Annotated in this window: 24 protein-coding genes and 1 tRNA gene; 13 read left to right on the forward strand and 12 right to left on the reverse strand. The window is 61.6% G+C overall.

The window, feature by feature from the left end; translation table 11 throughout:
- Positions 1-84 precede the first annotated feature (84 nt).
- From F1542_RS13000 to F1542_RS13030, 7 genes are all read left to right on the forward strand, one after another.
- A complete protein-coding gene (locus F1542_RS13000; protein WP_010508845.1) occupies positions 85-453 on the forward strand; it encodes an NADH-ubiquinone oxidoreductase subunit NDUFA12 family protein in 369 nt (122 codons plus the stop codon).
- A gap of 59 nt (positions 454-512) precedes the next feature.
- A complete protein-coding gene (gene mlaD, locus F1542_RS13005) occupies positions 513-1,058 on the forward strand; it encodes an outer membrane lipid asymmetry maintenance protein MlaD (protein ID WP_193733408.1) in 546 nt (181 codons plus the stop codon).
- Positions 1,055-1,285: a hypothetical protein gene (locus F1542_RS13010; protein WP_193733409.1), complete on the forward strand. Its 231-nt coding sequence runs from the start codon at positions 1,055-1,057 to the stop codon at positions 1,283-1,285. The genes mlaD and F1542_RS13010 overlap by 4 nt, the downstream gene beginning before the upstream one ends.
- On the forward strand, positions 1,282-1,932 hold the full coding sequence (locus F1542_RS13015; RefSeq protein ID WP_193733410.1) for a DUF2155 domain-containing protein: 651 nt from the start codon (positions 1,282-1,284) through the stop codon (positions 1,930-1,932). The genes F1542_RS13010 and F1542_RS13015 overlap by 4 nt, the downstream gene beginning before the upstream one ends.
- Before the next feature lie 96 nt (positions 1,933-2,028).
- Positions 2,029-2,784, forward strand: a complete 756-nt coding sequence (gene otsB / locus F1542_RS13020; protein WP_193733411.1) for a trehalose-phosphatase — start codon at positions 2,029-2,031, stop codon at positions 2,782-2,784.
- Positions 2,772-4,124 carry a trehalose-6-phosphate synthase gene (locus F1542_RS13025; protein WP_193733412.1) on the forward strand — a complete coding sequence of 451 codons (1,353 nt, stop codon included), beginning with the start codon at positions 2,772-2,774 and terminating at the stop codon, positions 4,122-4,124. The genes otsB and F1542_RS13025 overlap by 13 nt, the downstream gene beginning before the upstream one ends.
- A 6-nt stretch (positions 4,125-4,130) precedes the next feature.
- The gene (locus tag F1542_RS13030; RefSeq protein ID WP_193733413.1) at positions 4,131-4,640 is read left to right on the forward strand and encodes a disulfide bond formation protein B; all 510 of its coding nucleotides are present in this window, start codon (positions 4,131-4,133) and stop codon (positions 4,638-4,640) included.
- Here the strand turns inward: F1542_RS13030 and F1542_RS13035 are convergent.
- The gene (locus F1542_RS13035) at positions 4,594-4,764 is read right to left on the reverse strand and encodes a DUF1328 domain-containing protein (RefSeq protein WP_199858354.1); all 171 of its coding nucleotides are present in this window, start codon (positions 4,762-4,764) and stop codon (positions 4,594-4,596) included. The two genes, F1542_RS13030 and F1542_RS13035, sit on opposite strands and share 47 nt — an antisense overlap.
- 131 nt (positions 4,765-4,895) lie before the next feature.
- On the opposite strand from F1542_RS13035, the gene F1542_RS13040 reads away from it, so the two are divergent.
- The 3 genes from F1542_RS13040 to F1542_RS13050 all read left to right on the forward strand — a co-directional run bounded on the left by F1542_RS13040 (position 4,896) and on the right by F1542_RS13050 (position 9,422).
- A complete protein-coding gene (locus F1542_RS13040) occupies positions 4,896-6,956 on the forward strand; it encodes an NAD(+) synthase (protein ID WP_193733414.1) in 2,061 nt (686 codons plus the stop codon).
- A gap of 165 nt (positions 6,957-7,121) precedes the next feature.
- The gene (locus F1542_RS13045; RefSeq protein ID WP_227672734.1) at positions 7,122-8,810 is read left to right on the forward strand and encodes a hypothetical protein; all 1,689 of its coding nucleotides are present in this window, start codon (positions 7,122-7,124) and stop codon (positions 8,808-8,810) included.
- A 342-nt stretch (positions 8,811-9,152) separates the two neighbouring features.
- Positions 9,153-9,422: an HU family DNA-binding protein gene (locus F1542_RS13050; protein WP_010508825.1), complete on the forward strand. Its 270-nt coding sequence runs from the start codon at positions 9,153-9,155 to the stop codon at positions 9,420-9,422.
- Between the two features lie 57 nt (positions 9,423-9,479).
- Here F1542_RS13050 and F1542_RS13055 read toward each other — a convergent pair whose 3' ends face one another.
- Genes F1542_RS13055 through F1542_RS13065 form a run of 3 tightly spaced genes read right to left on the reverse strand, consistent with a single transcriptional unit; the run spans position 9,480 to position 12,216 of the window.
- On the reverse strand, positions 9,480-10,067 hold the full coding sequence (locus F1542_RS13055) for an LUD domain-containing protein (protein WP_193733415.1): 588 nt from the start codon (positions 10,065-10,067) through the stop codon (positions 9,480-9,482).
- Entirely contained in the window at positions 10,064-11,476 is a 1,413-nt protein-coding gene (locus F1542_RS13060) for a lactate utilization protein B (RefSeq protein WP_193733416.1), read from the reverse strand. The genes F1542_RS13055 and F1542_RS13060 overlap by 4 nt, the downstream gene beginning before the upstream one ends.
- Positions 11,473-12,216, reverse strand: a complete 744-nt coding sequence (locus tag F1542_RS13065; protein ID WP_193733417.1) for a (Fe-S)-binding protein — start codon at positions 12,214-12,216, stop codon at positions 11,473-11,475. The genes F1542_RS13060 and F1542_RS13065 overlap by 4 nt, the downstream gene beginning before the upstream one ends.
- 106 nt (positions 12,217-12,322) lie before the next feature.
- Between F1542_RS13065 and F1542_RS13070 the strand changes: the two genes are divergently transcribed.
- Positions 12,323-13,270, forward strand: coding sequence for a LysR family transcriptional regulator (locus tag F1542_RS13070; protein WP_193733418.1), 948 nt, complete (start codon positions 12,323-12,325; stop codon positions 13,268-13,270).
- Positions 13,271-13,360: 90 nt separating this feature from the next.
- Here the strand turns inward: F1542_RS13070 and F1542_RS13075 are convergent, their stop codons facing one another.
- The 3 genes from F1542_RS13075 to F1542_RS13085 are packed head-to-tail and all read right to left on the reverse strand — an operon-like array spanning position 13,361 to position 15,596.
- Positions 13,361-14,443, reverse strand: a complete 1,083-nt coding sequence (locus F1542_RS13075) for a putative zinc-binding metallopeptidase (protein WP_193733419.1) — start codon at positions 14,441-14,443, stop codon at positions 13,361-13,363.
- On the reverse strand, positions 14,440-15,357 hold the full coding sequence (locus F1542_RS13080; RefSeq protein ID WP_193733420.1) for a transglutaminase family protein: 918 nt from the start codon (positions 15,355-15,357) through the stop codon (positions 14,440-14,442). The genes F1542_RS13075 and F1542_RS13080 overlap by 4 nt, the downstream gene beginning before the upstream one ends.
- 5 nt (positions 15,358-15,362) lie before the next feature.
- Positions 15,363-15,596, reverse strand: coding sequence for a hypothetical protein (locus tag F1542_RS13085; protein WP_193733421.1), 234 nt, complete (start codon positions 15,594-15,596; stop codon positions 15,363-15,365).
- A 45-nt stretch (positions 15,597-15,641) separates the two neighbouring features.
- Between F1542_RS13085 and F1542_RS13090 the strand changes: the two genes are divergently transcribed.
- Positions 15,642-17,108, forward strand: coding sequence for a circularly permuted type 2 ATP-grasp protein (locus F1542_RS13090; RefSeq protein WP_193733422.1), 1,467 nt, complete (start codon positions 15,642-15,644; stop codon positions 17,106-17,108).
- The gene (locus F1542_RS13095; RefSeq protein WP_193733423.1) at positions 17,090-18,145 is read left to right on the forward strand and encodes an alpha-E domain-containing protein; all 1,056 of its coding nucleotides are present in this window, start codon (positions 17,090-17,092) and stop codon (positions 18,143-18,145) included. Before F1542_RS13090 ends, F1542_RS13095 begins: the two co-directional genes overlap by 19 nt.
- Positions 18,146-18,317: 172 nt before the next feature.
- Here F1542_RS13095 and F1542_RS13100 read toward each other — a convergent pair.
- The 5 genes from F1542_RS13100 to F1542_RS13120 all read right to left on the reverse strand — a co-directional run bounded on the left by F1542_RS13100 (position 18,318) and on the right by F1542_RS13120 (position 20,966).
- Positions 18,318-18,392: transfer RNA gene (locus F1542_RS13100), tRNA-Gln, on the reverse strand.
- Between the two features lie 96 nt (positions 18,393-18,488).
- Positions 18,489-19,130 carry a TetR family transcriptional regulator gene (locus F1542_RS13105; protein WP_193733424.1) on the reverse strand — a complete coding sequence of 214 codons (642 nt, stop codon included), beginning with the start codon at positions 19,128-19,130 and terminating at the stop codon, positions 18,489-18,491.
- Between the two features lie 57 nt (positions 19,131-19,187).
- Positions 19,188-20,024, reverse strand: a complete 837-nt coding sequence (gene proC, locus F1542_RS13110) for a pyrroline-5-carboxylate reductase (protein ID WP_193733425.1) — start codon at positions 20,022-20,024, stop codon at positions 19,188-19,190.
- Positions 20,024-20,527: a YbjN domain-containing protein gene (locus F1542_RS13115; RefSeq protein ID WP_026019653.1), complete on the reverse strand. Its 504-nt coding sequence runs from the start codon at positions 20,525-20,527 to the stop codon at positions 20,024-20,026. Before F1542_RS13115 ends, proC begins: the two co-directional genes overlap by 1 nt.
- A gap of 151 nt (positions 20,528-20,678) precedes the next feature.
- A complete protein-coding gene (locus F1542_RS13120) occupies positions 20,679-20,966 on the reverse strand; it encodes an accessory factor UbiK family protein (RefSeq protein WP_010508799.1) in 288 nt (95 codons plus the stop codon).
- Positions 20,967-21,145 lie beyond the last annotated feature (179 nt).

A 21,145-nucleotide genomic window follows, 5' to 3' on the forward strand; every position in this document is an offset into this window, starting at 1 on the left:
CGCCCACCCTGATCCCGCAGATGTGACGGTTGGTCGCGCATATGCGCGTGGACCGCGCGCGTGCGGGCGGACTAGGCTTTGGTCATGGCAAATCTAGGCACCCGTATCTATACGCATTTCAGGGGGCGGCTGGTCGGCAGGGATGCTGATGGCCGACCCTATTATGAGGCCCGGACTCCCAACCGTACCGGTGGCGGGGAAAAGCGGCATGAACGCTGGGTCATCTATCATAAGGGGGAGGATGCATCCGCCGTTCCGCCCGAATGGTGGGGCTGGCTGCACCATATGGAGGATGCGCCCCTGCCCGAAAGCGCGCGCCAGCCATGGCAGCAGCCGTGGCAGCCCAACCAGACCGGGACCGTGGCGGCATATCATCCCCCCGGCAGCGACCTGCGCGGTGGGCAGCGGGCTTCAACTACCAGCGATTATGAGGCATGGTACCCCGAGGGATGAAACCGGTGGCGTAACCTGCTAGGGTACGCGCCATTGGATATTGGGGAAGCTTTGCCAACATGGTTGCTGCTGTTTCAGGCCGGGCGGTCCGCCAGCCCGCGGAACTCCTTGCCGGATTTGCCGTGCTGGCCGTGCTGGCGGGGCTTCTGGCCTATGCCGTGCTGGACAAGGGGCGGCCGCATGAATCCGGTTATCGCCTGAACGCGGGTTTTGCCCATATCGACGGCCTGTCCGTGGGTTCGGATGTCAGGCTGGCCGGTATCACGGTCGGGCAGGTGGTCGATGAGCACGTTGACCCGAAAACCTTTGCGGCCCAGGTCACCTTTACCGTGCGGCCCGACATTAAGTTGCCCGATGATACGGCGGCGATCATTACCAGCGACAGCCTGCTGGGGGGCAAGTACATCGCCCTGTCCCCCGGTGGGGATGAAAAGATGCTGGCCCCCGGCGGCACGATCGGTGAGACGCAGGGCGCGATCAGTCTGGAACAGTTGCTGAGCAAGTTCATCTTCTCCGTGACCGATACGCTGACCAAGGCCCGGCAGGACAAGGCCCAGGCGTCCCAGCCTGCTGCTCCGGCCCCCGTGGGTGGAGAAACCCCATGATCCATGACGGAAACGCCAGTACGGGCATGCCGGCGGTCTGGCCGCAACCCGATGGCACGCCAGTGTCGTGCCGAGACAAATTACTGATATTGCAGGAAAATTATACTGAATTGCAGGGTATTCTCCGTGATGCGTTCGAGGACGCAATCCTGATGGGCGTGGATGAGGCGGCGATGCGCCGGATCCTGCTCGATCTTGTGGGCAGCCTGCGGAGCCCGAAAGCATGAGGCGCCTGCTGCGGTGCCTGCCCGCCGCCCTGCTTGCCAGCCTGCCCGCCTGTGCCCATGCGGCGGAATGGCTGGCCTCGCCCGCCATGTATCCCCCCGATACGTGGCAGGGGCGTACTATTGCCACGGTACGGGTGCTGGACAAGCTCGATGCCCATATCCAGATGCTCGATATCCCTACCGGGCAGGACGTATCGTATAAAAGCCTGACGCTGCATGCCACGTCATGCCTGCAGCGCCCGCCCACCCTGCCTGCGGACAGCGCCGCCTGGCTGGAGGTGCATGATGCGCATGAAGGCATGGCGCCCTTTCAGGGCTGGATGGCCGTAGCCGAACCTGCGAATGGCGTGTTCCAGAATCCGCTTTATGACGTGCAGCTTGCCGGGTGCAGCGGGGATGCGGTCGCCCCCGTGCCACCGCCGCTGGCGGTTGCCGCCGTGCCGCAGCCCGGTGCGGATGGCAGCCCGGTCCCGGTGGCCGGGCCCATCCCGTCGCCCATGCCTGCTACGGGCGGCACTGACGCGCCACAGTCCCTTTCCCCCACGCAGGCCCCCACGACGGCAGTTGCCCCGGTATCCCCGCCACTGCCGGCCCGACCGCCTGCTGATCCTGCGGATGAGGGGGCAGCCCCGCTAATGCTGCATTAGATAATAGTTTAATTTGTATCGTATCAATGCTGTCGGCCTGTCCGGTGCGGTTCCGGGCTTGCGTATTCCCCAGCTTTGCCGGAGGCTAGATTCACCATGAGCAAGATACCTTCCCTTCCTTCGCTCGATCGGCTGCCCCCGCCTGCCCGCGCGGCATTCCTGCTGGATTTCGATGGGACACTGGTTGATATCGCGCCTACGCCTGAATCCGTTGTGGTGGCGCCCGGCCTGCTTGATACGCTGAAGCGCCTGCGTGACAAATGCGGGAATGCGCTGGCCGTGATTTCGGGGCGGCCCATTGACCAGATCGACCATTTTCTGGGGGATGTGCCCTATGCCGTGGCGGGCGAACATGGCATCGCCATCCGGCACGCGCCGGGCCAGGCCATTGAACGTGCCCCCCTGCCGCCGGTGCCCGCCGCATGGCTGGAACAGGCCGACCGGCTGGCGCAGGCCCATCCCGGCGTACGGATCGAACGCAAGAAGGCAGGGCTGGTGCTGCATTACCGCGGCGCGCCCGACGCAGGGGAAGCATTGGGCAAGGTGGCGGATGGCTGGGTTGACGCAACAGGCGGTGCCTTTCATGTGCAGGCCGCCAAGATGGCATGGGAAATCCGCCCTGCCGGCATAGACAAGGGGCATGCGGTGGAAGTGCTCATGCAAAGCGCGCCCTTTGCCGGGCGGTCCCCCATTTTCGTTGGCGATGATGTTACGGATGAGGATGGCATCCGCATGGCGGTACATCTGGGTGGGGTCGGGTTCCGCATTCCTGCCGATTTCCCCGATCCCGCCGCCTTTCGCGGCTGGCTTGCGCAACTGGCACAGGGAGGCAGGGACGCATGGGGCGACTGATTATTGTTTCCAACCGCGTCCCGTCCCCGCGTGAACGCAGCCAGCCCGCCGGTGGCCTGGCCGTTGGCCTGAAAGATGCGCTGCGCGAAGGGGAATCGCTGTGGTTCGGCTGGTCAGGCAAGCAGGTGCAGCTTCATGGTGGCGACCCCGTGCCCCGGCTGGACCAGGTTGATAACGTAACCTACGCCACCATTGACCTGACCCCGCTGCAGTACGAGGGGTTTTACCAGAATTTCTCCAACGGTATCCTGTGGCCGCTGTTCCATTACCGCGTGGGACTGATGAATTATTCCCGCACGGACTGGGAAACCTACCTTGCGGTCAACGCCATGTTCGCACGCACGCTGCTGCCGCTGCTGCGGCCCGATGATGTGATATGGGTGCATGATTATCACCTGTTCCCGCTGGGGCAGGCGCTGCGGGATCTGGGGGTGAGGTGCCGGATCGGTTTCTTCCTGCATATTCCTTTTCCACCATGGAGTCTGGTGCGCTCACTGCCCGGCGCAGAACTGCTGCTGGAAGACATGCAGAGCTACGATCTGGTGGGTGTGCAGACCCCCGAGGATGCCGAGAACCTGAACCATTCGCTAAAGGTCAACGGCCTGCCGCCGCGTGGGCAGGCGTTTCCCATCGGCATTGATCCCGATGAATTCCGCGCGCAGGCGGAAAAAAGCATGCAGGGGCCGGAGATCGAGCGGCTGGAAGGCAGCCTGCGGGGTGCGAAACTGGTTCTGGGCGTGGACCGGCTGGATTATTCCAAGGGCCTGCCCGAACGCTTTCGCGGGTATGAGGCGCTGCTGGCCCGCTACCCTGAACACCGGGGCAAGGTGACGTTCCTGCAGGTCGCCCCGATTTCGCGCGGTAGTGTCGAGGAATATCGCCAGCTGCGTCGCCAGCTGGATGAACTGACCGGACGGATCAACGGGGCCTATTCCGAATTTGACTGGACGCCCATCCGCTACATCACCCGCCCGCTGCCGCGGGAGGTCCTGGCCGGGTTCTACCGCCGGGCGGAAGCCGCGCTGATTACGCCCCTGCGCGATGGCATGAACCTTGTGGCCAAGGAATATGTTGCGGCACAGGACCCGGCTGATCCGGGGGTGCTGATCCTGTCGCATTTCGCGGGGGCCGCGCCGGAAATGGACGAAGGGATCCTGGTCAATCCGTATGACCCTGACGAGATTGCCGACGCCCTGCATGAAGCACTGACAATGGGCCTTGCGGAACGGCGCACGCGCTGGCAGGCCCTTGAACGGGAAGTCAGCAGCACGACAGCCGTAAGCTGGGCCGCTGATTTCATGCATGCGCTGCAGACCGCACCCGTTGTGGACCGATCGTAACCAGCCATGCGTTCAACTGCTTTATTGATGGTGCTGGCAGGTCTTGCGGCACTTGGTGTGGCGTGGTGGAGCCAAAACACACTTGGTCACGTACCCTGCGGGCTATGCCTGTGGGAACGCTGGCCTTATCGTATCCTGGTGGTGCTGGGGGGGCTGGCCGCCATTCTGCCGCGTGATATGGCACGCGGCATGCTGTGGCTGTGCATGCCGGTGCTGCTGTGCGCGTTCGGGCTGTCGGCGGTGCATGTAGGGGTGGAGCAGGGCTGGTGGGCCAGCCCGCTGCCTGAATGTCGTGCACCGACATTCCATGGCGGCAGTTTTGCCGAACGCCTGGCCTCCATGCCGCGCCGCCCGGCCAAGCCGTGCGACGCGGCAACCTATCTGGTGCCCGGCGTGCCAGTATCCATGGCCATGATGGACGGGATCTATGCCCTTGCGCTGATCCCGCTCGTGCGCGGGGGATTGCGGATCAGGGCGAAGTTCCGCGGCCGCGGCCGAAAAACAATCCAAGGATGAACAGGACGATAAAGACGAAGAACAGCACCTTGCCAAAATAGGCAAAGGTGTCAGATATGCCGCCGAAGCCAAAGACCGCGGCGATCAGGGCCAGGACAAGGAATGTGATGGTCCAGCGTAACAGGTCCATGATTCGGTTCCTTCCAATCGTTGTTGTGACAGACGCGGGCATGCCATCCGCTCTATAACAATGCGCCAGATGGCAACCGGTTCACCGGGGTCGTGATTTTGGCTTTGGCGACAGGGATACAGGATATGACAGCAGCCAGTGGCACGGCCGGATTTTACGCTTTGTACACCCATGGGTTCGCACGTGTGGCCGCGTGTACGCTGCCGGTCGTGCTGGCTGATCCCATGGAAAACGCGCGCCGCACGCATGACGGTATCCGTGCCTGTCATGACGCGGGGGCAGTGGTCGCGGTTTTTCCTGAACTGGGGCTGTCCGGTTATGCGATCGAGGACCTGCGCCAGCAGGATGTGCTGCTGGACCGCGTGGGGGATGCCATCACGTGGCTTGCCGCGCAGACGGCGGGCCTGCGGCCGCTGGTGCTGGTGGGCGCGCCGGTCGTATGGGGGAATGCGCTGTATAACTGCGCCATAGCCCTGCATGATGGGCGGATTGTCGGCGTCATTCCGAAATCCTATCTGCCCAATTACCGGGAATTTTACGAAGCCCGGCAGTTTAGCGCGGGCGCCGGACTGCGGGGAGGTCATGTCACGCTTGGTGGCCATGACGTGCCATTTGGCACCGACCTGCTGTTTCGTGCCCGCGCCGTACCGGGTCTGGTTGTGGCCGCCGAAATCTGTGAGGACATGTGGGTGCCCCAGTCACCGGGCATTCAGGCGGCCCTTGCCGGGGCTACGGTCATCGCCAACCTGTCGGCATCCAATATCACCGTGGGCAAGGCGCGCACGCGTACGCTGCTGTGCCAGTCCCATTCCGCGCGGTGTATATGTGCCTATGTCTATGCTGCGGCGGGGGAGGGGGAATCAACCACCGATGTGGCATGGGACGGACAGACCTCCATTTTCGAAAATGGTGCGATCCTGGCGGAAAGTGCGCGTTTCCCGTCCGGTCTGGTCACGCTGACGGCGGATGTGGACCTTGACCTGCTGCGGCAGGAACGCCTGCGCATGGGCAGCTTTGCCGATAACCGCGCCCATGCAGGGGCGCAGGACTGGCGCTGGATCGACCTTGCCCTGACGCCACCGGCCGACAATATCGGCCTGCGGCGCGCCATTCCCCGCTTTCCCTTCGTGCCCAGTGATCCAGCCGTACTGGATCAGGACTGTTACGAGGCCTTTACCATACAGGTCACGGCCCTGAAGCGACGGTTGCTGGCGTCACGGGCGAAAACGCTGGTCATTGGCGTCTCGGGTGGTCTGGATTCCACCCATGCCCTGCTGGTGGCGGCACGGGCGGCGGATGAAAGCGGGCTGGGACGGCAGGCGGTGCTGGGCTACACCATGCCCGGTTTTGGCACCAGCAGCGACACGCGTGGCAATGCGCATGAACTGATGGCGGCGCTGGGCATACAGGCGCGAGAGATCGATATTCGCCCCGCGGCAAAGCTTATGCTGGAACAGATGGGGCACCCCTTCGCCGCGGGGAAGGACGTGTATGATGTCACGTTTGAAAATGTGCAGGCCGGGCTCAGGACGGACTTCCTGTTCCGGCTGGCCAACCAGTCGGGCGGGATCGTGATCGGCACGGGAGACCTGTCGGAACTGGCGCTGGGGTGGTGTACCTATGGCGTGGGTGACCAGATGGCGCATTACAACGTCAATTCCGGCCTGCCGAAAACATTGATCCAGCATCTGATCCGTTGGGTCATGGCCAATGGGCAGGAACAGGCACGGACCTGTGCGGTGCTGGACGCCATCCTGTCCACCGAGATCTCGCCCGAACTGGTGCCCGCTACGGTCACGCAGGCGGTGCAGAGCACGGAGTCACTGATCGGGCCATACGCATTGCAGGATTTTACCCTGTTCCATGTGCTGCGCTACGGCTTCCGTCCCGCGAAGATCGCGTTCATGGCGCTGCATGCGTGGGGCGACACCACGCGGGGGAACTGGCCACCGGGGTTCCCCGCTGACAGCAGGCGGGCCTATTCCCTGTCTGAAATCCGGCACTGGCTGGGGGTTTTCCTGAACCGTTTCTTTGGCTTCAGCCAGTTCAAGCGTTCGGCCATGCCCAACGGGCCGAAGGTCGTGGCCGGCGGCGCGCTGTCGCCGCGCGGGGACTGGCGGGCGCCATCTGACGGCAATGCCCGCATCTGGCTGGAGGAACTGGAAAAACGTGTTCCATTAAACTGAACCAATCTGACCCTGATTCCGAATTTCTTAACCCATTGCTGTCAATTACCGTCGTGAAAGCATCTCATCCCCTGTCGTGGCGATCATGCGGCGCGGGTAGCGGATATCTGTAGCGAGGTCGGGAGACATGCATGTTCCCGCGATGCGTGAAAAGGAACGGAATGCATGGGAGTGACCGTAACCGGGGCCACTGGCCTGACGCTGGGCATCAACCCGGATAATAGTGATATCATATGGGGACTGAACAGGGTGAGCGAGGTCACGGTCCTGCGGTCGCTCGCCAACGTTTCCAGTGCAGAGGTTTCGGCCCTGCAGCAGGCCTATGGCAATGATATCCCGGCACTGGCCGTGCGCATGTTTGGCGTGGCCGGGATCGATACCGTGATGGAGCAGTCTGGCGGCGTGAACCAGCAGGTCACGACTGCTGGCAAACACACCGTGACCGGCACCGAGGTCGAGATCGGCAGCACCACCTCCACCCCGCTGGACAGCAAGATCATCCTGACCGGTGGCAAGCAGGCCTCCACCATCATGGATGGTGACATGGGCAAGGTGGATTTTGTCGCGAAATCGGGTGACGTGAATTATTACGCCGCTGGCGGCAACACGGATTTCGTCAGCGGCAAGGGGCTGGACACCATCCATGTCCTGGGTGGGGCCGACACCATTTATGGCGCTGATGGACACCCTACCGTAACCGGTGACTGGAATGCGCCCGATGCAGCACGGTTTAACGGTGGCGGCGTGCAATTGCGGGTCATTGACGGCGTGACGGTGCAGGATGTCAGCAATTCCACCATCAGCGGTTATGCGGATGACGATTACTTCGGGGAACATAATCCCGCACGCTATACCAACACTATCGACGGTGGCGTGTCCGACTCCATCTATGGCAGCAATAATCTGGTCGTTAATTCGGTCAATGACAGCAATATCCATGGACATGCGAAACTGACCGTGGATGGCGGTGCGTCCGACACCATCTATAGCAACAGCAGCCTGCTTGTGGATTCGGTCAGTGGCAGCAATATCTACGGACATGCGAAAGTGACCATGGATGGCGGTGCGTCCGACATCATTTATGGCAACGGTAATCTGCTTGCCGATTCGGTCAGTGGCAGCAATATCCACGGACATGCGAAACTGACCGTGGATGGCGGTGCGTCCGACACCATCTATGGCAACGGTAGTCTGCTTGCCGATTCGGTCAGTGACAGCACCATCCAGGCGCATACGAAACTGACCGTGAGTGGTGGCAGCAACGATACGATTTCCGCCAGTCATTCCTCCCATCTTGATGACGTGGATGCCAGTACGATTTCGGTCAGCGTGCATGGCAGCCTGACCTTCATTGATGGCAGCAATGGTATTTCCGACACCGTGACCGGCAGCCATGCCACCATTTATGGCACGGCGGGACTGGACCTGACGGCGAATACGCAGACAACCGCCACCTATTATGCCAGTAGCGGAAACGAAACACTGGATGGTGGCCTGTCAACAGGCAAGTTGTATGCCCGGGCGGGCAGCGGCAATGATACCCTGATTGGCGGCAGCGGGCAGGATACCCTGCGGGCCGGGACGGGCGATGACCTGTTCACTGCAGGGAGTGCCAAGACGGAATTCGAGTTTGTCAAGGGTAAGGCCGGCGGTAACGACATCATTCAGGATTTCGGTAAATCGGCAGGCAATATCGTCAAGCTGGCCGGTTATGACGCAAAATCATCTTCCATCCAGTCCATGCTGGATAATGCCACCATTGCTGGTGGGAATACGACTGTCAGCCTGACGGATGATACCCGGATTACCTTTGTCGGCGTAACGGACCTGAAGGTACAGAATTTCAAAAGCTGACCCGCAGGGCCTGTGCCAGAGATGCCCCGACCGGGGGCATCTCTGGCAATGGTGACATTTTATCCAGGTTATTTTTTTGACGACAATGATGCGATTTCGATATAAACAATCTGTTATCGCAGAAGGTAGCCGATATAACTGCCGTTTGTAAAACAGTTGCGGTTCTTGCTGACTACGACAGCAGAAATTTTCATGTGATAACAAAAAATTGCTGGTGCAACCCCAATCATCAGGGTAAAAGCCGCGACCGTCCGGTCCAGATGGTGGTGATCGCCCCATTTGATTACGGAAGCAGGATATTCACGACATCAATTTTCAGCCAGAAGGGAGCAGGCCGTTACGATGAGTAAAGCCTTTATTGCAGCAGTTATACAGGATTCGATTGATTGCACGGGTGTCGCGGCCAATCAGGCTGCCTCTGACCTGATCGCGGCAATTGTCAAGGAACTGAAGCGCGAGGGTGGCTTTACCCTGCCGTCTTTCGGCACGTTTACGGTCAAGAAAACCAAGGCCCGTCAGGCGCTTAACCCCCGCACGGGTGAACAGGTCAAGGTCAAGGCCGGCAAGACCGTTCGGTTCAAGGCCAGCCCCAACCTGAAGAAAGCTGTCTGATATCAGACAGCTTCGCGCCATTTCAGAAAAATGGCGCGAAGGGACTGTCCGCAGGGTTCAGGCAAACCAGACCGAAAGGGAGCGCACACCCTGTGCGCCCCGGATCAGCACGCCCTGGATATCCGCTGTGGCGGAGGGGCCGCTCATCAACACGCCATAATTGGCGGTCCTGAATTCCGGCCGTTCCTGATACGCGGTATGCATGTTCGCCGTAATGGCGGCGGGGGACAGTACCACCACGATGTGCTGCCCCAGATGGGCGAAGGAATTGATCGGCAGCTGTGATTCGCTGAGGAAGATCGACCCCATTTCCGCAATGCCGAACGGCGCGCGCACCACGGTCACGTCAATGGTTGCCGCGTCCTGCGGGGTCTTCACCTTCTCGACCGGCAGCGTGCCGTGCGCTTCAGGCACGGTGGAGCAGATCACCTTCGCATCCGGGTGACGGCGCATGATGGCCTGATCCAGCATTTCCCCTTCCACGGGTTCCAGCACATCACCGCCCAGTATCTTCAGGCTGGCGATAAAACGTTCACGGCTGGCGTCCAGGTCGCCCAGCGTCCTGACCGGCGGCAGCGGATGGTTTTCCGGCGTGGGGCGGTTGTTACGCAGGGCCTGCAGGATCTCGTCGCGTGCGGGGTTCATTTCTTGGTCTCCGGTGCGGCGGCAGGCTTGGCCTTCTCGCGGTTCTTGCGATACCAGTCATTGAATGTCTGCTTGACCGGATGGGGATTTTCGCGGTGCTTGCCCCACGGATTCAGCCAGTTATACAGCACGAAGCGCGGCATGGTGCCCAGCGAGACCTCGGTCGCCTTGATGGCGGCGCGGTACATCCTGGGCTGACCCATGAGCTTGCCCGCCATGTGCATGATCTCACGCTTGACGAAGGGCATTTCATGGTGCTGCACCAGCACGCGACGCCATTTGTACAGCTGTTCGTGAATGTTGATCTTGACCGGGCAGACATTGGTGCAGCTTCCGTTCAGCGTCGAGGCATAGGGAAGCGTGCTGTATTTGCGTTCGTTGAAGGTCGGGTCGATGATCGCACCGATCGGGCCGGAATACACCGCACCATAGGACAGCCCACCCGAACGGCGGTATACCGGGCAGGTGTTCATGCACGCGCCACAGCGGATACATTTGAGCGACGTCCAGAAATCTTCCATGCCCAGACGTGCGGAACGCCCGTTATCGACCAGCACCACGTGCATCTCGCCACCCTTCTGCGGGCCACGGAAATGGGTGGTGTACTGTGTGATCGGTGATCCCAGCGCACTGCGCGACAGCAGGCGTATGAATACGCCAAGGTCGGCCATGCGCGGGACAAGGCGTTCGATGCCGATGGTTGCGATATGCAGGTTGGGCACCGTCGCACTCAGGTCGGCATTGCCTTCGTTGGTGCAGACCACGAACGTGCCGGTTTCCGCCACCACGAAGTTGCCGCCGGTCATGCCCGCATCGGCATGCAGGATAACCGGACGGGCTGCCTGGCGCTGTGCTTCGGCCAGAAGGTGCGGGTCACGGATGTTGGGGTCGGTGTGGTAATCCTTGGCGAAGATTTTCGCCACGTCTGATGTCAGCTTGTGCACCGCCGGCACCACGATGTGGCTGGGCAGCTGGTCATCAAGCTGCTGGATGCGTTCGCCAAGGTCGGTTTCGGTTACGGTGACACCCTGTTTTGCAAGATAGGGCCGCATGTCACACTCTTCGGTGACCATGGACTTGCTCTTGATCAGGTTGCGCGCGTTATGGCTCTTCAGGATTTCGCCCACGATGCGGTTATGTTCCGCCCCGTCGCGCGCCCAGTGGACGTGAATGCCGTTCTTTTTCGCGTTTTCCTCGAACTGCTCAAGGTATTCGGGCAGGCGGGAGAGCGTGTGTTCCTTGATGCGCGACGCTTCCTCGCGCAGTTCCTGCCATTCCGGCAGGATGTGCATCTGGGCGTCACGCTTCTGGCGCATGTCCCACAGGCGTTCGTCATGGAACTGCAGGTGGGGGGCGTCCTCAAGGAAATGCTCCGCCGCCCGGGCGTGGTTGACGGGCTTGTTGCTCATTGAGCTGCTCCGTTAAGGATCTGCGCGATATGAATGAAGCGGATGGGTACCCCCGCGCGTTCAGCGCAGCCCTGCTGGTGCATCACGCATGAAGAATCGGCCGAGACGATGTAGTCCGCCCCCGCCTGGTAATGGTCACGCACCTTGTCCACGCCCATCTTGGCCGACACGGCTTCTTCCGTGACCGAGAAGGTGCCGCCGAAGCCGCAGCATTCATCGGGGCGCTTGGGGGTGACAAAGCGGATTCCCTTGACCTTCTTCAGCAGGTCCATCGGTTTGGAAAACGGCTTTTCACCCAGTTCGGACATGCTGGCCGTACGCAGGGCGCGCAGCGTGCCGCAACTGTTGTGCAGGCCTACGGTATGGTTGAATTCAGCCCACGGGAAGGCATCCACCTTCAGGATGTCATGCAGGAATTCGACCAGTTCGTAAGTGTTTTCGCGCACGTGGCGCACTTCGTCGGTCTGCGGGATCGCATCAAAATTGTCGCGGACATGATGCGTGCAGCTGCCTGATGGCATGACGATCTTGTCGTATTTCGCGAAATTGCGAACAAACAGGGCTTCCGCCGCGGCGGCGTCCGAATTGCAGCCGGAATTGCCCATGGGCTGGCCGCAGCAGGTCTGGTCCAGCGGATATTCGACATCCTGTCCCAGTTTTTCCAGCAGTTCCAGCGTGGCGATCCCCGCTTCAGGGTAGAACGCGTCGATATAACACGGAATGAACAGGCCGATCTTCATTATGGGATACTCATCCTCAGCACGATTGGCGCGAAACGTGGCGCAAGCCATGTTATTTCGTCAAATATATATTGAAAGACATTCCCATATATAATTTATATGGAATATGGATCTAAGGCATTTACGTTATTTTGTAGCCGTTGCCGACAATGGCAGCTTTACCCGTGCCGCAGAGCAGCTAGGCATAGAACAGCCACCTCTGAGCCAGCAGATCAAGCAGTTGGAAAACGAGCTGGGTGTCCTGCTGTTCCAGCGGCTGACGCGCGGGGTCAGGCTGACGGATGTCGGGATGGTCCTGCTGGATCAGGCCCGTGCCCTGCTGGGCATGCAGCAGCAGTTCCTTGCCACGGCGCAGGGACTGGCGCGGGGTGAGAAGGGGCATATCCGCGTAGGGCTGGCGGGGGCGGTCTCGCTGCTGCCCATGATCCCGCTGACGGTGCGGCGTTTCCGGGAACTCTGGCCCGATGTCACCATCTACCTGGAGGAAAGCAATACTCCCGCCCTGCGCAAGAGCCTGCACGACCGGGCCATAGACATTGCCATTGTCCGCCCGCCGGTGCCCGACGGGGCGGGCCTGCTGGTGTCCCCCCTGCTGGAGGAGGAAACGGTCGTGGCCCTGCCCAAGGGGCACCCACTGGCCATCCACCCCCATCTTGAACTGGAAATGCTGGTGGATGAACCCTTCATCATCTTCCCGCGTGAACTTGGGCCAGGGTTCCATGACGCCATTCTGTCCGCCTGCCACAATGCAGGCTTCACGCCGCGCATGGGCCAGCAGGCCCCGCAGATCGCCTCCACCGTGCCGCTGGTGGCTGCAGGGCTTGGGGTATCGGTCGTGCCGCGTTCGCTGCACCAGATCCATTCCGGCGGCGTGACCTACCACTCGCTGGGGGCGAAGGCGCCGCGCGCGGAACTGGCCATCGCCATGCGGGCGGGACAGCATGTCCCGCTGCTGGCCAATTTCATTTCCACCCTGCGCGCATGCTGTCGGGACATGAATGACAGCGCCATTTCCGTGGCCCCCGTTCTGGAGGGGGCGGAAGAAACGGTCTGAAAATCACATGCCAGTTTCTGGCGATGATTTTTTCAGAATACGCTGGGAAATGCCGCCTTTTTGAAAAAAGGCGACACCCGGAAACTTTTATTATTCATCAATGGTCGTCTGGTCCGTGCGGCTGTCGCGGATCAGTTCATGGATGAAGGACAGCTTGCGCAGGATATCCGGCGTCAGCACAAACGGATAGAAATCCGGCAGGCCCATGGAACGGTTGAGGCTGTTGACCGCATAGGTCAGCGGCAGCCATCCATCCGTGATTTCGGTAAATGACATTTCGGTATAGGGGTCGCGCCGGACGCTGGTGCGCAGCGGTGGCGCATGGGCGCCTGTCGCGTCAATCGACATGCCATAGGCCCATGCGGTTTCAAGGGTCGAGATGATGTGCAGGTAATGCGCCCATGTCTCGGCAAAGTCCTCCCACGGGTGGGACGTGGCGTAGTGGCTGACATACTGGCCGCGCCATGCGTCACTGGCCGGGGCTGCGTAATGGGCCTTCAGGCTGTCGGCGTAATCGCGCCGGTCATCCCCAAACACCGCCCGGCAGGCAGCCAGCCGGTCCGGCCCCGCGTCCCGGATCAGCACGTTCCAGTAGTAATGCCCGATTTCATGGCGGAAATGGCCCAGCAGGGTGCGGTAGTATTCCCCCATTTCCTGCCGTAGCTGTTCACGTCGCGCATCATCCGTCTCGTTCAGGGCGATGGTGATGACGCCGTTCATGTGGCCCGTCATGGCGGGCGTGCCATCGGGCAGGCTGTCGAGGAAATCGAACGCCAGCCCGCCTTCGGGATCCTGCCGCCGGTTACGCAGGGGCAGGCCAAGGCGCAGCAGGCTGTAGAACAGGCGGTGCTTGGCCACCTCCACCTTCTGCCACCGCGCGATATTGCCGGGTACCGACAGGTTGGGAATGGTGCGGTTGAAACTGCATGCGATGCAGAAGGGCTGCCCCGGTTCCGCCAGCCAGTTGCATGCGCTGTAGGCGTTGTTGGCGCATAGCGCGCGCGGCGGGGCATCGGGCGTTGCCAGCGGTTGCCACAACCCGTCCCCCATGGCGTCCAGCGCGGACAGGACGGTCCGTTCCGGCACATAACCCAGCGTATGGCCGCAGCGTTCGCATGCCGTATTCTCGAAAAACAGGACCTGCTGGCATGACTGGCAGAAAAACAGTTTCATGAGGGGTGTATAGCCCGACGCGGGGTGGATGCCATATCCGCGACCGGGGGCATGGGCGTGGTTTCCATCACGGCTTCAAATGTGGCGACGCAGTAGTCCAGCAGGCCGCTGACCGGGGCGGCATGCTGCGGGGTCGTGGCGACCGCCAGCGGGATATGCCCCTGTGCCGCCAGCAGGCCCGATGTCGTATCCAGCCCGATCCAGCCGGCGCCGGGTACATGCACCTGCGTCCATGCATGCAGGTCGCAACCCAGCCGGTCCGGAGCATTCAGGTCCGGCTGGAACAGGTAGCCCGATACAAACCGGGCGGCAAAGCCCAGCCTGCGCAGCACGGCGATCAGCAGCCACGCGCTGTCGCGGCACGAACCGGCGGCGTGACACAGGGTTTCCTCCGGCGACCACACGCCCGCTTCGGGCCGGATGCGGTAGGTGATGTGTGTTGCAATGGCCCGGTTCAGGTCCACCAGCAGGTCCAGTGTGGGACAGGGCAGCCTGGCGTGCCATTCCGCCACAAAGGCATCAAGCAGCGGGGTGGGCGACCCGTCCGTGCCGTCGTCTGCGTTCAGCCTGTAGGGGGCAAGGGCAGGGGCGTCGCATGCCCCGTCGGCAGGCCAGTGGCGGGCGGATGGGGCAAGGGTGAAGTGGAACGGGTTGATGGGCGTCAGGTCGGTTGCAAGGCGGACGGTGATATCGAAATGCGTGACCCGTTCGGGGAACGTGACGCGGGCGATCCGGTTGCCGGACGCATCCTGTCCCCAGACGCGCGTACAGGGCTGGGGCGCGATATCCATGGTGTGGGACAGGACATTGCGGCAACCCGGCAGGGGATGCAGGCGGATGGTCTGCGGGCCAAGGTGAACAGGCCGGTCGTATCGGTACCGTGTGTGGTGGACCAGCATGGCATGCGCGTTCATGTAATCTAGAGCCCCGGAAAACTGTCCCGCATGCCTGCCATCGTGATCCGGCGATGGTGCGGTTCGGACGTGGTTTGTCTGTCACCGTCCACGCTATCAGGATTGGTGGCGGCGGCAATATCGTATTTTTCCGGCATTTTGGCCCGAATGGGAAGGGAATGCAGATTCGTTCTTGGCAAGAGACGATTTTCTTGCTCCGCTAGAAACGGATCGAAACGAAATTGCAGGTGGGCGGACATGATTCCTTCGCGCCTGATCCACCTCCACGCCAGCGGGGGTAGGACATGAATGATATGAAAATGGCAGCACAGGCCGCCGGGCTGTTCGCGACGTACGACATTCCGGATTTTTTCTGTGAACTGCTCAATCGCGGGGATATCCCGCCGCCCGACCTGAAACTGGTGCGTGACCGCCTGGCGCACTTCGACCTGGCGGAACTGCGGCGCAGGGCGGCCGCGGTGGAAGCGCAGTTCTACCGCCTTGGCATAACGTTTACCGTCTATTCCGACCGCGAGGCGATTGATCGCGTCCTGCCGTTTGATGTCATTCCGCGCGTGCTGACTGCCTTGGAATGGGACCATGTCGAACGCGGCGTGCAGCAGCGCGTGCGCGCCATCAACCTGTTCCTGCATGACATTTACCACGACCGGCATATCCTCAATGACGGTGTGGTGCCGCGCGATCTGGTGCTGGGAAACGCCAATTACTGTCAGGCCATGGTCGGGCTGGATGTGCCCGGCGGGGTTTACGTGCATATCAATGGCACCGACCTTGTGCGCGACCGCGATGGCCGCTTCCTGGTGCTGGAAGATAATGCCCGCACGCCCTCGGGCGTGTCATACGTGCTGGAAGACCGGCAGATGATGCTGCGTCTCATGCCCGATCTGGCGCGGGGGCTGAACATCCGCCCGGTGGACGAATACGGCCCCCGCCTGCACCGCGCGCTGGCGGAGGTCGCACCCATTGGCGTGGATAACCCGCAGGTGGTCCTGCTATCGCCCGGCATCTATAACGCCGCGTATTTCGAGCATGTGTTCCTTGCGCGTGAAATGGGCATCCCGCTGGTCGAGGGACGTGACCTGATGGTGGAGGACGGGCGTGTCTACATGCGCACCGTGGCCGGTCCCCGCCCGGTCCATTCCATCTACCGGCGGCTGAATGACGATTTCCTTGACCCGCAGGTGTTCAATCCCGACAGCATGCTGGGTGTGCCGGGACTGGTGGATGCCTACCGCAGGGGCAACGTGACGCTGGCCAACGCCATTGGCACGGGCGTTGCGGATGACAAGGCGGTCTATGCCTACATGCCACGCATCATCCGCTATTACCTGGATGAGGAGCCGATCCTGACCAACGTTGAAACCCATATCTGCGCCGAGCGTGAGGGGCTGGACTACACGCTGGCCAACATCGAACGGCTGGTGGTCAAGCCGGTGGGCGAATCCGGCGGCTACGGGCTGCTGATCGGTCCCCATGCGACACAGTCGGAACTGGATGAATTCCGTGCCCTGCTGCGCGCCAACCCGGCGAATTACATAAGCCAGCCGGTCATAAACCTGTCGGTTTCGCCCACGTTATGCCCCACCGGGGTTGAGGCACGGCATGTGGACCTGCGTCCCTTTGCCGTGACCGGGCGCGATACATGGGTGCTGCCCGGCGGTCTGTCGCGTGTGGCCCTGCGCAAGGGGTCGCTTGTGGTCAATTCATCGCAGGGTGGTGGGTCAAAGGATACATGGGTGCTGGCATCATGACACAGGTTTCGGTCTTTCCCGCCCCGGTCATGCCGGGGCTGCGCAACCTGCTTTCGCGCTATGCCGAAAGCACGATGTGGCTGTCGCGTTATATGGAGCGTATTGAAAACCTTGCCCGCCTGATCGAGGTGACCAGCACATCGGTTTCAGCCACCAACCTGGATGCGGGATGGGACAGCGTCATCCGCATCAACGCGGATGAAGGCCTGTTCTTCCAGCATCATGAAGCCGCGACCGAACGCAGTGTTGTGGCCTTTTACATCATTGATGCCAACAATCCGGACTCCATCGTGTCCATGGCCCGTTATGCGCGGGAGAATGCGCGGGTGCTGCGTCCCCTGATCTCGACCGAGATGTGGATGCATCTGAATGTCTTTACGCGCTGGGTCATGGAACTGGGACCCAATGATGTGGGCGCGGGCTATCTGTCCGGCCTGTGCACGCGACTGAAACAGGACTGCCAGACCCATTTTGGCATAACCGAGGGCACGCTGTACCGCGACCAGGCATGGCTGTTCTATATCCTTGGCAAGAACCTTGAACGCGCGGACCAGATCACACGGCTGATTGACATAAAATACCATACCCTGCTGCCCAGTGGCGTTGGTGTCGGTTCTGATATCGACATGAGCCAGTGGACATCCGTGCTGCGGTCGGCTGCGGCGTACCATGCCTTCCGTCGCGTCCTGCCTGAAGGGATGACGCCCGCCAATATCGTGGGTTTCCTGCTGAAGAATGACGGTTTTCCCCGTTCGCTGTCCACCAGCCTGCGCAGTGTCTATAGCGTGCTGGGGTCGCTGGCGGGTGAGTACCGCCTGCGGCACTGCGCCCCGATCATTGAACGGGTGGAGGAACTGCGCGTCACACTGGCTGAGCAGACGGTGGAAGACATCATCCTGCGGGGCCTGCATGAATACATGGACTGGATCCAGCGCGAATTGCGGCAGATCCAGAACGAAATCGCCCATGCCTTCTGGCCGCCTGCCGTATCGGTTCAGCCCATCGGGCCGGGGCGGATGGAACAGATTCAGGATTAGAAAAGGTAATGTATTGATCAAGAAGTAATAAAATTTCTTGGGTACCGCCTTTTTTCAAACAGGCGGCATGCCTTGAAGCTTTCTGAAAAAAGCTTCACCAAAAAACTTCTTTTGGATTTCCGGGATATCGCAGGACCGGACGACCCGGACACATTACGATTTCAGGAATGACTGGCTGGGGCGGGAGGGTTCGAACCTCCGCATGGCGGAATCAAAATCCGCTGCCTTACCACTTGGCTACGCCCCAATAAGTCCGGTAACCGTGCGATTCGCGCGATACGGTGATCTTCTAATGTCTAAAAGGCCGTCCCGTAAAGGGGGGGGATGGCCCGATCGGGTTTATTCAGGCCAAAGGTTCCAGCGGCAGGTCCACCAGCGGATCGGTGTCCGCATCATACCCGCCACCAGGCATGGGGGCCTGCGGTGCCGCCGGGGCCAGGCCGGTAAAGCGCGCGGCGCGATCCAGCGCCTGATCCAGCGCTGCCATGGTGGTGCCCATGTCCTGACTGTCATCCTTGTCCCATGCCCGCAGGGTCATGGTCCATACGCCCAGCAGGGCCTGCAGGCGCAGGCCACCGGCCAGGCCATTGGTTTCCATGCCCGCTGCATTGGCGATCCACTTCATGCTTTCCAGTGTGGCGCCCCCCAGCATGATGGCCAGTGGTGGGTCCATGGGCAGGGCACGCAGCACGCTGCGCACGCCTTCGCGGTACTGCTGGAACACGTCCAGGCGGCGCATGAGCATGTCGAACAGCTTTTCACGCACGCTGCCTTCGGATTCATCTTCCACCAGCGCAGCCTCATCCGCCAGCCGACCCAGTGTCAGCAGCAGCATCGCCTTGCACGGCGCACGCCTGCGCGCGGTCTCCAGACTCAGCCCGGCATCCCGCGCCGCGTCAACGACCGTCACGCGTCGCCAGCCGTGCGAAGCCGCACGTTCCAACGCTGAGCGGAGAAGGGTGGCGTCAAACAGGTCGTTATCCATGGAGGGCATAATCTTCCGGGTTAAGGGTATCGGTGGTGGGCACACGGCGCCACATGGTCATGAAACGGGTTGCGGGCCTGACAGTTCACGCGCCCGTTTTGCCCCCGCCTTCAGGGCGGCGGCAAGGGTTGCGGGCCATGCACCATCCGCCATCAGCACTTCCAGCGCCTTCTGCGTCGTGCCGTTGGGACTGGTCACGTTGCGACGCAGGGTGGCGGCGTCGATGCCGCTGTGCTGCATCAGCGCGCCCGCACCCGATACCGTCTGGCGTGCGATCAGACGGGCAAGGTCGGGCGGCAGGCCGTCGGCCACGCCCAGCTGTTCCAGCAGTTCCGCCAGCAGGAAGACATAGGCCGGTCCGCTGCCGGAAATGGATGTGACGATATCGATCTGGTCTTCATGCTCGACCCACGCCACTTCCCCCACCGCGCGCAGCAGGCGCGTGCACAGTTTGCGCTGTGCGGGTGTTGCGATGGGGGGCGCGTAGCAGACCGTCATGCCCTGCCCGATGGCGCTGGGCGTATTGGGCATGGTGCGGATCACGATGGGTGTGGGGCTGCCGGGTGGCAGGTGGGCCGCCAGCGCATCCGTCAGGTTTTTCACCGTGCGGCCCGCCAGCACCGATATGACCGGCGCATGCACGGTGAAGGGCGCGACCGCGGACATGACGGCGTCCACCTTCTGCGGTTTGGTGGCCAGTATGATCATGCCCGGCCGGAAATCGGCCGGGACATCATCAAGGCTACGGACAAGGTGGTGCGGGGCAGGCACGGATTCGCGGTGGCGATCGACGATGAAGGACGGGGCCAGCCCTTCCTTCAGCCAGCCATCCAGCATCGCACCGCCCATTTTGCCGCAACCAACCAGAAGCAGGGGGGGAAGGGTTTCGGGCATCAGGCCATCCCCACGCAGTCAAGCATCGCGGCTTCCAGCGCATCCGCCGGTTTCTTGCCGCCCCACAGCACGAACTGGAAGGCGGGGTAGAAACGTTCACATTCGGTCAGGGCGATGTCGATCATGTCTTCCAGGCTTTCCACCGATGCCCCGCGTGACCCGCGCAGCAGGACCGCATGGCGGAAGACCGGCGTGCCATGGTCGGGGTCCATGCTGAAATGGCCGATCCACAGCCGTTCGTTGGCCAGCGCAAGGAGTTCGAACAGGTTGCGCCGCTGGTCCGCGGGGACCTTGAGGTCAAACGTGCAGGTGAAATGCATGGCGTTCACTTCTTCCGACCAGCAGAAGAACAGGCCGTAATCGCACCATTTTCCCGGTGCTTCGGCCGCCATTTCCGAATCGTTGCGGCGTTCGAAATTCCAGTCATATCCGCCCACGATCCGTTCCATCAGATCGAGTGGATTCGTATTGCGTGGGATCGCTGTTTCAGTCAGAGCTGGCATGTGGCACTCCCCGAAGCCGTCGTGGAGGAAATCCGGGCATGCGCCGGATTCCGCGTATCTCTGCATCCGGTCCGTGGCCTGTTGCGGGGAATCAGGGCGCGGACCGTCCTGTTACACTATGGCCCACCGGCACGCGCTGCAAGCGTTGTGCTTACAGTCCCGGGCGCGTGGGCGCGGTCAGGCTGGCCTCCAGGTCGGAGACGCGTTCTTCCAGCCGGCTGATCCGGTTTTCCAGTTCGCCCTGCGCCAGGCGCGCACGGGTCGCGACTTCACGCACGACCTCGAATTCATCGCGGCGGACAAGGTTCAGGCTGCCCAGTGTTTCATCCACGCGGGCGCGTACGATCGCGCCGATTTCCTCACGCACACCAGCCAGCGCCGAGAACGCGCCACCGGCCACACCGGCTAGGTCATCAAAAATGCGGGGCCTGTCGGACATAGTGGGTACTCCATGACGTTCCGCGCCGCGTCCTGTGCCAGTCCACGCGCGAGATGAAAGCGGCCACTATAGACACATTGGCGGCTCAGGGCTATCCGCACGATTGCAGTGGCCGTGGCGACGCCGCAATATCGACTTCCATGCAACAGGGCGGGGTGCGCGACAGTGATCGTTATTAC

It is taken from the genome of Komagataeibacter sp. FXV3 (genome assembly GCF_015155755.1).
Lineage (GTDB): Bacteria > Pseudomonadota > Alphaproteobacteria > Acetobacterales > Acetobacteraceae > Komagataeibacter.